This window comes from Campylobacter gracilis (assembly GCF_018374135.1).
In the GTDB taxonomy this organism is placed as follows: domain Bacteria; phylum Campylobacterota; class Campylobacteria; order Campylobacterales; family Campylobacteraceae; genus Campylobacter_B; species Campylobacter_B gracilis_A.
Window position 1 is genome coordinate 20464 of record NZ_JAHAFS010000020.1, and the last position, 10267, is coordinate 30730.

The 10267-nt window shown below is 44.8% G+C and carries 9 protein-coding genes and 1 tRNA gene; 4 read left to right on the forward strand and 6 right to left on the reverse strand.

The window, feature by feature from the left end; translation table 11 throughout:
• Positions 1–108: 108 nt before the first annotated feature.
• From KH703_RS09065 to pheS, 4 genes are read right to left on the reverse strand one after another with little or no spacing between them, the layout of a single operon-like run.
• Complete coding sequence (locus tag KH703_RS09065) at positions 109–945, reverse strand: 4-hydroxy-3-methylbut-2-enyl diphosphate reductase (RefSeq protein ID WP_304295544.1); 837 nt, start codon at positions 943–945, stop codon at positions 109–111.
• On the reverse strand, positions 935–2209 hold the full coding sequence (gene aroA / locus KH703_RS09070; RefSeq protein WP_304295545.1) for a 3-phosphoshikimate 1-carboxyvinyltransferase: 1275 nt from the start codon (positions 2207–2209) through the stop codon (positions 935–937). The genes KH703_RS09065 and aroA overlap by 11 nt, the downstream gene beginning before the upstream one ends.
• Positions 2206–4536, reverse strand: a complete 2331-nt coding sequence (gene pheT, locus KH703_RS09075; RefSeq protein WP_304295546.1) for a phenylalanine--tRNA ligase subunit beta — start codon at positions 4534–4536, stop codon at positions 2206–2208. Before pheT ends, aroA begins: the two co-directional genes overlap by 4 nt.
• Positions 4533–5528 carry a phenylalanine--tRNA ligase subunit alpha gene (gene pheS / locus KH703_RS09080; RefSeq protein ID WP_304295547.1) on the reverse strand — a complete coding sequence of 332 codons (996 nt, stop codon included), beginning with the start codon at positions 5526–5528 and terminating at the stop codon, positions 4533–4535. Before pheS ends, pheT begins: the two co-directional genes overlap by 4 nt.
• Positions 5529–5658: 130 nt before the next feature.
• Between pheS and KH703_RS09085 the strand changes: the two genes are divergently transcribed.
• Positions 5659–6015 (forward strand): histidine triad nucleotide-binding protein, encoded by a 357-nt coding sequence (locus KH703_RS09085; RefSeq protein WP_297941615.1) that lies wholly within the window; start codon positions 5659–5661, stop codon positions 6013–6015.
• Between the two features lie 559 nt (positions 6016–6574).
• On the opposite strand, the gene KH703_RS09090 is transcribed toward KH703_RS09085, so the two are convergent.
• Entirely contained in the window at positions 6575–7018 is a 444-nt protein-coding gene (locus KH703_RS09090) for a DNA starvation/stationary phase protection protein (protein ID WP_005873145.1), read from the reverse strand.
• Positions 7019–7183: 165 nt separating this feature from the next.
• Here KH703_RS09090 and KH703_RS09095 point away from each other — a divergent pair, with 165 nt between their 5' ends.
• The 3 genes from KH703_RS09095 (at position 7184) to KH703_RS09105 (ending at position 9195) form a co-directional block, all read left to right on the forward strand.
• On the forward strand, positions 7184–8104 hold the full coding sequence (locus tag KH703_RS09095; protein ID WP_369692731.1) for a M23 family metallopeptidase: 921 nt from the start codon (positions 7184–7186) through the stop codon (positions 8102–8104).
• On the forward strand, positions 8056–8472 hold the full coding sequence (locus tag KH703_RS09100) for a polymer-forming cytoskeletal protein (protein ID WP_005873147.1): 417 nt from the start codon (positions 8056–8058) through the stop codon (positions 8470–8472). Before KH703_RS09095 ends, KH703_RS09100 begins: the two co-directional genes overlap by 49 nt.
• Positions 8473–9104: 632 nt before the next feature.
• Positions 9105–9195, forward strand: a tRNA-Ser gene (locus KH703_RS09105).
• 77 nt (positions 9196–9272) lie between these two features.
• Here the strand turns inward: KH703_RS09105 and KH703_RS09110 are convergent.
• Positions 9273–10154 (reverse strand): tyrosine-type recombinase/integrase, encoded by an 882-nt coding sequence (locus KH703_RS09110; RefSeq protein ID WP_304295549.1) that lies wholly within the window; start codon positions 10152–10154, stop codon positions 9273–9275.
• Positions 10155–10267 lie beyond the last annotated feature (113 nt).

Here is a 10267-nt window from a genome sequence, read left to right on the forward strand (position 1 = left end):
TTCCTTTAAATTTATTTGTGCTTTTTTGAAAAGAACTAAAATGCGCGATTCTAGCTAAAATTTGCTTTCGATTTGATAAATTTCTAAGAGTAAATTTGATAAGAGGGCTTATAAATTCTGTGTTAAATTTTCGATTCGCGCTACTACTTTTTTGATGATCCAATCGGGCGTGCTAGCTCCTGCGGAGATGCCGCAGAGGCTTTTGTTTTCAAACCACGAGCACTCAAGCTCGCTTTCGTTTTCTATAAGGTAGCTGTCTTTGCAAAAATTTTGCGAAATTAAAAAAAGCTGCTTGGTGTTGGAGGAATTTTTTCCGCCTACGATTATCATCACATCGGCCTTTTGCGACAGGCTTTTTACGGCCTCTTGATTTTCCAGCGTCGCATTGCAAATCGTATTAAAAATTCTCAGCTCCCTCGCGCGCTGCATCAAAAAATCCGCGATTTTGGTAAAGCTTTCTATCTTTTTCGTAGTCTGCGAAACGAGCGCGACGCGAGGTCCGAGCTTGACGTCTTGCAGTTCCTTCGTATCCATGATCACGAATACGCGTGATTTCGCGTATGATTTCACGCCCTTTACCTCGGGATGATTTGTATCGCCGAAGATCACGATATCATAGCCTTCCGCGCTCATCTTTTCTACGATCTGCTGCGGCTTAGTCACGAAGGGGCAGGTAGCGTCGATGAGCTCTTTATTTTGCGCCTTTAATCTTTGCAAATCGTCCTTTTGGATGCCGTGGGTGCGGATGATGAGCTTTTGCTCGTCCTTGATCTCGCTAACGCCCTGTAAGGTTTTGACGCCGAAATTTTGTTTTAAACGGTTAATCTCTTCGGCGTTATGTATGAGCTCACCAATCGTAGCGGCCTCGCCGGCGCTTTCTGCGATCTTGATCGCGCGCTTGACGCCGAAGCAAAAGCCGTAGCTTTTAGCCATCTCAATCTTCAACGCAGGCTCCGATCTGTTTTAAAATTTCGGCGAAGTTCGGAAACGACGTCTCGATACAATCGCTATCCTCGATGATCATCCCCGATCTTAAGCCTAAAATCGCAAAACTCATCGCGATACGGTGATCGCCGCACGGCGTGATGATCGCCGCGTTCGCCTCGCCGCCTTCGATCTGCCAGCCGTCCTGCAGCTCGCGCGCCTTAATACCGCAGGTACGAAGCCCTTCGCAGGTTACCTTTATGCGGTCGCACTCCTTCACGCGCAGCTCGGCGGCATTTCTAAGCACGCTACTTCCCTGCGCGCAAGCAAACGCGATCGCAAGCGCAGGCGCTTCGTCTATCAGCCAGGAGATGTTTTCGCTCACTTCCACGGCGTGAAGCGGCGCGTAAGCGACCTCTATATCGCCGATCTGCTCATAAATTTCGCTCGTTTTGTGAAATTTTACCTCGGCGCCCATACGTTTTAAAATTTCATACGCCTCTATGCGGGTTTTATTTAGCAGCATATTTTTTAGCACGATGCGCGAGCCGGGGGTTATCGCTGCGGCGACGGCGAAGAAAAACGCCGAGCTGGGGTCGTTTGGGATAAAAATTTCAAGCGGTTTAAGCGGCGAGCTAAGCGGCGCGACTTCGATCGAAAGGCCGTTTTGCGAAATTTGCGCGCCCATAGCTTTCAGCATCCGCTCGCTATGATCGCGGCTAAGCTCGGGCTCGCTAAACCTGCACCCGCTGCCGCGCAAGGCCGCTAAAATAAGAGCGGTCTTTACCTGTGCGGACGCAATTTTACTCGCGTATTCAAAATACCCGAGCTTTTGCCCGAGCACTGCAATAGGCGCCTTTTCGCCGCCTGCTCGTCCGTAAATTTTAGCGCCCACCTTGCAAAGCGGATCCGCAACGCGCCTCATCGGGCGCTCACTTAGATACCGATCACCGCACAGCACGAAAAAGCCCTCGCGTCCCGCCAAAAAGCCCATAAATAGCCGCATAGCAGTGCCCGAGTTGCCGCAATCAAGCGGAACGTTCGGCTCTTTGATAACCTCCGGCGGAGTGATTAGAATTTCGCCCCCTACGCGCTGTACGCTAGCGCCCAAAAGCTCCACGATTTTTAGCGTATTTAGCGTATCCTCGGCGGCTAGATAGTTTGAAATTTTACTCGTCCCCTCCGCTAGCAGCGAAAAAATCGCCGCACGGTGCGAGATTGATTTGTCCGCGGCGATATTTGAAATCTCTGCCCGCAAAGGGCTTGCTTGCGCAAAAATTCTCATCGCAGCCCAAGTCCCAGCTCGCTGCTAAGCGCGGCTAAAATTTTATCGGTAAAGCCCGCGACTTCCTCGTCGCACAGCGTTTTTTGAAGGTCTTGAAATACAAGTCTGATCGTCAGGCTCTTTGAATCGCCCAGGCTTTCGTCGCTGTAAAGATCGCTCGGGATAAGCTCCTTTAGCGCCTCGATTTTAAGGGCGTCTATACACTCTTTGATCTGCTCGAAGCGCATTCCGCTCGGCACCAAAATGCTTAGATCGCGCGATACGCTAGGGAACTTCGAATAAGCGTCCGCTACGATATTTTCAAATTTAAGCTTAGAAAAATCGATCTCGCACAGATAGCTTTTATCCAGATCGCGCCCTGCTTCTACGGCGTAATCCACGCGCCCGATAAAGCCCACTATCTGCCCGCCCTGCTCGATCTGAGCTTGCTCGAATTCGCTTAAAAATTTCAAATTTTCGCCGGGCAACCTGACCTTAAATTTACCGATGACGCTTTGGATTAAATTTGCAAAATACAAAAAATCGACCGCAGCGGGTTTTGCACCGGCCGCTATAGAGGACTCGGCTTTTAGTCCGCTAGCGATAAAGCCCAGTCTTAGGCTCTGCGAGCCGTCCGCATCAAACACCTCTGCTAGCTCAAAAAGCTTGACGCTTCTGCGGGAATTCTTTAAATTTCGCTCAGCAGACTCCAGCAGATGATTAATGAGCGTCGGTCTTAGCGCGTCTAGCTCGCCGTTGATCGGATTTAAAATTTTAACCTTGCACGGCGCAAAGCCTAAGCTTTCTAGCGCCTTGCTATCGTCAAATACATAATGTACGCACTCGAAAAATCCTACTGCTGCCGCCTTGCTGCGAAGCTTGCGCCCGTTTTGCAAATTTACGTAGGTATCGTTTAGGCGGTTTTTTTCATAGAAACTTAGCGGCGCGGCGGCGATATTGTCGATGCCCACGATACGCACGATCTCCTCGCACACGTCGTGAGAATTTACGATATCGTGGCGGAAAGGCGGCACCTTGGCAGTGATTAGATCGGCTTCGACGCCCACATCAAAGCCCAGTCTTTTTAAAATTTTAACGATCTTATCGCGCGGAATTTGCGCACCGATCATTGAGTTTATCTCTTTTTCGCTAAAGCCCACGATAAGCGGCTCCAAAGCATTTGAAATCTTTTGTGTGCCCGCATATAGGCTAACGGCTTTATTTTTAAGTAACAATCTAAATAGCAGATCTAGCCCTAGCCTAAGCTTTGGCTCGCTGCCTCTACTTGAGCGGTACACGTGCTCGTCGCCTTTTAGGCTTTTGTTTTCGTTTACTGCTCTGGCGATAATTAGTGGCGCGGTGTAGTTTGCCTCTAATAGCACCACTTTGCTACTGCAACACGCCTTTAGCTCTGCGTCTTGGCAAATCCCTGCTACGCTAAGCAGTCTCTTGCCCGCATAAACGCCGAACTCGCCGTTTGGCATAGGCTTTATGTCAAGCGCTACCTTGCCATCTGCGGAAGCGATCTTTTCAAAATCATAAGCTCGCAGCAACACTCCGGTAGAATGAGTAGCGTAGTTGATGAAATTTTGCACCGCGCAGCTTTGCAAAATACCAACGCTTGCAAGACGCAAGGTCTGCTTTAAATTTAACTTCAGCTCGCCTTTGATCTCGTAAGCCCGAAAGGCAAATTTAGCGCTTACCTCATCGCTTGCACGCACGCTTAAAATTCTACCGATACCAGGCGCTCCGTCGGCATCTTCAAACTCGTGTTTTTCCTTTAGCGGCAGATCAAGCGCTGCGCCTAGATCGCGCGCTATGCCTAAGATGCTAAGGCAGTCGCCGCGATTAGCGGTAAGCTCGATCTCGATAAGATCGTCGTTAAAAATTTCATACTCGCGCAGCTCTTTACCTAGCACAAGCTCGCCGATGCTGCTATCAAGCACCATAATGCCGTCATTCGTCTTAGCAAGTCCAAGCTCGGTTGCCGAACAGATCATGCCAAAGCTCTCCACACCGCGAAGTTTAGCAGGCTTTATCTCAAGGCCACTAGGCAGCACGGTGCCGATCAGGCTAACTGCGACGTATTGCCCCGCCTCGACATTTTTCGCGCCGCAGACGATCTGCAGGCTCTGCTTACCGACATCAACCTCGCAAACGTTTAGATGATCGGAATTCTCGTGACGACGCTTGCTTTTTACGAGTCCTACTACGACGCCTTTAGGAAGTGAAATTTTATCGTGAGCGTCAACCTCCAGACCGATGGAATTTAGCGTAGAAAGTAGCCTTTCGCTTGAAATTTCGCTTATGTCGATCCACTCCTGCAACCAATTTCTCGTTATTATCATTTAAACTGCTCCAATAATCTAATATCGCCTTCAAATAGCGAGCGCAGATCGGGGATACCATGTAGCAGCATCGCAAATCTCTCAACGCCGAGCCCGAATGCGTATCCGCTGACATTTTTCCAGCCCACCGCCTTAAAGACGTTAGGATCGACCACGCCGCTGCCTAGCACCTCGAGCCAGCCTGTCTGCTTACAGACGCGGCATCCCTCGCCGTGGCAGAAAATACAGCTGATATCGACCTCGGTGCTAGGCTCCGTAAACGGAAAGAAGCTCGGGCGGAAGCGCACTTTCACGTCTCCAAACATATAGCGCAAAAATTCCTCTAAAACGTATTTTAAATTCGCAAAGCTCACCCGATCGCCCTGCTCAACTACGAGACCTTCCACCTGATGAAACATCGGCGTGTGGGTTAGATCCATATCGCGGCGAAAGACCGCGCCCGGGGCGATCATACGCACCGGCGGAGCTTTAAATTTCTCCATCGTGCGGATCTGAACGCCGCTGGTGTGCGTGCGCAGCAGCCGCCCGTCATTTAGATAAAACGTATCTTGCATGTCGCGCGCAGGGTGGTATTTGGGTAAATTTAACGCTTCGAAATTATGGAAGTCATCCTCGATGAGCGGGCCGCTTTCGACGCTGAAATTTTGCGCGATGAAGTAGTCAATGATCTTATCCATCGTCTCCATCACCGGATGCAGCGCGCCGCAGCTTACGTTTTCGTTAAAAAGCGTGACGTCGCTCGCTTCATTTTTCATAGCCTCTTTTTGCTCCGCCTCTTCCAGGCTCGCCTTTTTTGCGGCGATGAGCTCGCTGAAATAATCGCGCTTTTCATTCGCGCTTACGGCAAGCTCTTTTTTCTGCTCGGGCGCTGCGGATTTGAGCTCGGAAAAAAGCGCCGTTATGATGCCTTTTTTGCCGAAAAGCTCCAAGCGCACGGCTTCCAGCTCGCCAAGGCTTGCCGCAGCGTCGATTTTTGCTTTAATCTCTTGCAAATTCTATCCTTGTGGTTAAATTTAATGGCGCGATTGTAGTTAAAATTTGATAAAAGCTAGGTAAATTTGCGTGTTTGGATTTTTTGGCTATAATTGCAGCTAAATTTCAACCCTCATAAAAGGATCTAAAATGAACGTATTCGAAAAGATTGTAAACGGCGAAATCCCGTGCAACAAAGTGTTAGAGAACGATGAATTTTTGGCATTCCACGACATCAATCCAAAAGCGCCGATCCATATCCTGGCGATCCCTAAGAAATGCTACGAAAACTTCCAAGTAACGCCACCTGAAGTGATGAGCAAAATGAGCGCTTTTATCCAAGAAGTAACTCGCAAAATGGGGCTTGATAAGAGCGGATACCGTCTTGTTTGCAACTGCGGCGAAAACGGAGGTCAAGAGGTGATGCATCTGCACTTTCATATCCTAGGCGGAATAAAACTACCATGGGACCGCGTAAGCGACCGCAATACCGAAGAGAATTTTTAAGGCTCGAACCAAATTCTATTAAAATCAAAATTCCGTGAAATTATAAAATTTTACGGAATTTGCAAAATTCTTTGAAATTTTCAAAATTTTGCTTTATTTATAAGCACCGTGATTTTAAAAATAATCAAAATAGTAAAACTGCAAGCTAAAAATTTATCGACAGACGCTAAAAAGCAATATAAAATTTCATCACAAGCGAGCTCTTAGCAAATGCTGTTTTTTAGCTACAAAGCCTTGGCTTTTAGAATTTTTACGGCTACGAAATTTGAAATCGGCAAGGAAATTTTAACGACGCAGCAAAATTTTAAATGAAACCGAGCTTTACAAAAAGAGTTATGTTTTTACATGGCAAATGAGTTAGATTTCAACGATATGAAATTTAAAACCTACATGAATTTTGCTTTGAATGAGCGATTTAGCTTCAGTTTTCAAGCATAATTTAAAATTTTAGCGTGAAATTATAATCTTAGAATTTTAAAATTTTTTGAAATTTCAATATTAACTTTAATGTATTTTAGGGGCATATGCCCCTAAAAAATTTTGAAAGGATTTGCGAGGATTATTTGCTTAGCATTGAGCTTAGCATCCATAGGCGTTTTTCATAATCGCCATAGTGATCTTGTGCGATATTTGAAGTCGTATCGTCGCCCTCTTCTTCGGCTACTTCTTGAAGCTTTTTAAATTCTTTTACCAAATACTCATAGGCTTTTTTAACATCCTCAAGTACCTCAGATACACTATAGCTATCTTTTACGCTAATCGGAGCGTCTTTTGAAAGCTCAATTAGGTCCTTAGCCTTAGTTACGGCCTTGCCACCTATTTGAAGTGCGCGCTCAGCCATATCGTCGAAGAGCTCGCCCATCTCGTCGTATGCTTTCTCGGTGTAAGCGTGAACCTGCGCGAATTGTAAGCCCTTAACATTCCAGTGATAATCGTGGAATGCAACAAAGAACGCATGAGCGTCCGCCTGAAGTTTGTTTAGTTGTTTTACTGTTTTTGACATTGTGTCTCCTTTATTTAAAATTGCTGTAATTATAGCAAGATTTGCTTAAATTATAATTATACTAAGTAATAAATTTTATCTTTTAGTGAAATTTTGAAATTAAATGGCTTTTAAATTTATCTACAACTTTTTTGAAATTTCAGCTATGCTGCATTATAATGCCGCATTATGAAAAACAAATTTATGATAACCATAACCGACCTTAACGGCTCTAGGAATTTTTTGCTCTCGCAAATCATCAAAAAGATCGCGTTATATTTGGTACTATTTGTTTTTACCGTTTTCGTCACGGGTGCGCTATATATCAGGTACCTGGGTTCTAAAATCGACAGCCTTTCGCGAACCAAAACCGAGCTTAACGAGCTAAATCAAAAACTTCGCGACGGTATCGCGGCAAGTCAGATGGAATTTGAAGCCATCGAGGGTAAAATTTCGGATTTGGAGCATCAGTTTGGGCTCGATCCTGAGGAGGATGAGCGCGCGATCGACCGCTTATCTCACATCAAGCCCACTTCCGAACAAGAGATAAAAGAGCGCGCGCAAAAGATCATCAACGAAAAATTCTCCGACGCGCTGATAAAAGAAATTTTTATGCAGATCCCAAACGGCAGGGTCATGCACACTCATCAGCTTAGCGAGAAATTCGGCTGGCGCAACCATCCTATCTTAAAACGCAAGCAGTTTCACCCAGGCGTTGATCTACGTACGCCGCCTAAAACGCCTATCTACGCGCCTGCAGACGGTATCATCCAATACAGTGGCGCGGGTGCTACTGGCTATGGCAATCTAGTCGAGATTCGCCATAATTACGGCTTTACGACACGATATGCGCATTTGGATTCAAATTTAACTCGCAAAGTAGGCGAGTTTGTAAACAAAGGCGATCTTATCGCTTTTAGCGGCAACACTGGACTTAGCACCGGACCTCATCTGCACTACGAGATTAGGTTTTTGCAGCTGCCGCTAGATCCGCTAAATTTCATCAACTGGAACGAAAAAAATTACAAAGAAATTTTTACTAAGGAGGAAGATGTCCCATGGCAATCTTTAATAAAGGCGATGCAAACACCGCTCAAACAACAATAATCTCGTCAGGCACGCTCATCAAAGGAGAGCTGCACCTGTCGTGCATTTTGCATATCGATGGCAATGTCGAAGGCGACGTGATATCCGATAACACCGTCGTTATCGGTAAAAACGGTACCGCGCGCGGCTCGATTAGAGCCAAACATATCGTAATCAGCGGCAAATTTTTCGGTAATATCGAAGCCGAGCTCGTCGAGCTGCTAGGCGGCGGCGTGCTCGTAGGCGACGTGCTATCGCAAAGCTTCGGCATCGAAGTAGGCGCGAAATTTAACGGAAAAAGCGCTGTAAGTGGCGGCGATCAAGCCCTAGTCATCGACGGCAGCGCAAGCGAAGACGTAAAGCTCATCGACAAAGCGCTAGGTGAATAAATCGCGCATATTTGAAATTTTTGGAATTTAAAACGCTTTAGCTAACGGGGTTTTAGAATCCGATTGATATTGAAATTTTAGAATTTCTAGCCTTTGGAATTCTTAGAATTTTTAAGGCTTTTATCTTTGCGTAATCTTAAAGTGTCTTCAATCTTAAAATTTGGAATTTTAAAAAATTCCAAATTTCAAAATCCTCACAACCAAAATTATTGAAATTTTTAAGCTTTTAAATTTTCAAAATTTTAAAGCTTAACTATGCTTAAAATTTCAGAATTACGCAGATCGTAAAACCCTAAATCCTAAAATTTTGCACTTGCACGGGGTTTTGAAATTTTGTTTGTAAGCCGGATTTTAAAATTCGCGCCCTAGAAAAATTTAAAATTTTAAAATTCCACTGGGACGCAGAGCGCATGGACGCAAAATTTTAGCTCGCATATGCTTTAAAAGCTCGTGTAAGTTTTAAGTTTCGCAGAAGCTATATAAGCAAGTATAAATTATCTACGCCGAGTGTTTTGACTCGTTATAGCTCTTTGTGCCGCCAGCTCAAATATCCGCGCGGCGATAAATTCTGCGGGCTGAGCTAATTTAAGCCCATTATTAGATTAGTTATGTATAATGCAATTTCTTTTTGTGGACAGATGGGTGAGTGGCCGAAACCACACCCCTGCTAAGGGTGCAGCTTCTAACCGAGGCTCGAGGGTTCAAATCCCTCTCTGTCCGCCAGAAACCCCATTTTAGCGATATTTGAAGCACTTTTTTAGAAAGTTTGGCGACCCTAACACTAGGCTTCCCGGGAAAAATCAATAAATCTGTATATTTCGATCGAAATCTTTTAAGTTTGAATTAAGGTAATTGACGTAAACGTCATAAACCATTTTTGGAGTGGAATGCCCTAAAAGCTTTGCAAGCTCGACAGGCGAAACGAAATTTTGATAAAGCATATTCGTAGCGTATGTATGGCGCATATTGTAAAGACGACGATATTTTAAATTTAACTCCCTTAAAATAGGCTTCCAATAATCATAGGTAAAAACGCTGGTATCTTTATAAGGCTTATGGTATTGGGTCTCTAGCAAATACTTATTGGTTAAAGAATAACGAATAAATTCTTTCAAAGGATCATAAAGAGTATTTAAAATAGGCACTTTACGAATGCTTAGATAAGTTTTAGGAGTGCTTTCGCCAAACCTTGAGCGGGTAGAATTTACCGAGATGATACGATTTTGCAGGTCTATATCGGAAATTTTCAAAGCCAAAATCTCACCCGTGCGAAGCCCGGTAAAGAAACCGACCTTTAGAAAAATCCTAAAATTCTCATTGTATTTTTTGGAAGCTTCCAGGATTTTTAGCACTTCCTCATTTGTGAAAGGCTCAATACGAGGCGTTATATGCTGCATTTTCTTTATGTGAACGAGCGGATTTTTAGAAATTTCCTCATCCTCTATAGCAATCTTGATAATCTGACTTAGCGCAGAAAGATAGTGTTTTTTGCTCTTATTGCAAACATCGGATATTCCTTCAAGCCAAGCTCGAATCACAGAGGGCTTTATATCCGAAATTTCCATATTCTCAAAAAAGCGTAAGCGATTTGCCACGATACCCGCGTTCTTAACGAAAGTCGAATTTTTCCACTCTTTTTTACCAAATTTGAGATACAGATCGGCGTAATAGCTAAATTTCATTATTTACCTCCTAAAATGGATACGGCATAACGCCATTATTGGAATACTTAAATTCCAATTCTCTAATATCCTCTAAAGCATGCTCAGTAAAATGTCTGATATGATTTTTATAT

Excerpts from the sequence above, each read along its gene's own strand:
- aroA (WP_304295545.1), bottom strand. The coding sequence starts at position 2,209 with ATGAGAATTTTTGCGCAAGCAAGCCCTTTGCGGGCAGAGATTTCAAAT.
- KH703_RS09110 (WP_304295549.1), bottom strand. The coding sequence starts at position 10,154 with ATGAAATTTAGCTATTACGCCGATCTGTATCTCAAATTTGGTAAAAAA.
- KH703_RS09090 (WP_005873145.1), bottom strand. The coding sequence starts at position 7,018 with ATGTCAAAAACAGTAAAACAACTAAACAAACTTCAGGCGGACGCTCAT.
- KH703_RS09100 (WP_005873147.1), top strand. The coding sequence starts at position 8,056 with ATGGCAATCTTTAATAAAGGCGATGCAAACACCGCTCAAACAACAATA.
- pheT (WP_304295546.1), bottom strand. The coding sequence starts at position 4,536 with ATGATAATAACGAGAAATTGGTTGCAGGAGTGGATCGACATAAGCGAA.
- KH703_RS09085 (WP_297941615.1), top strand. The coding sequence starts at position 5,659 with ATGAACGTATTCGAAAAGATTGTAAACGGCGAAATCCCGTGCAACAAA.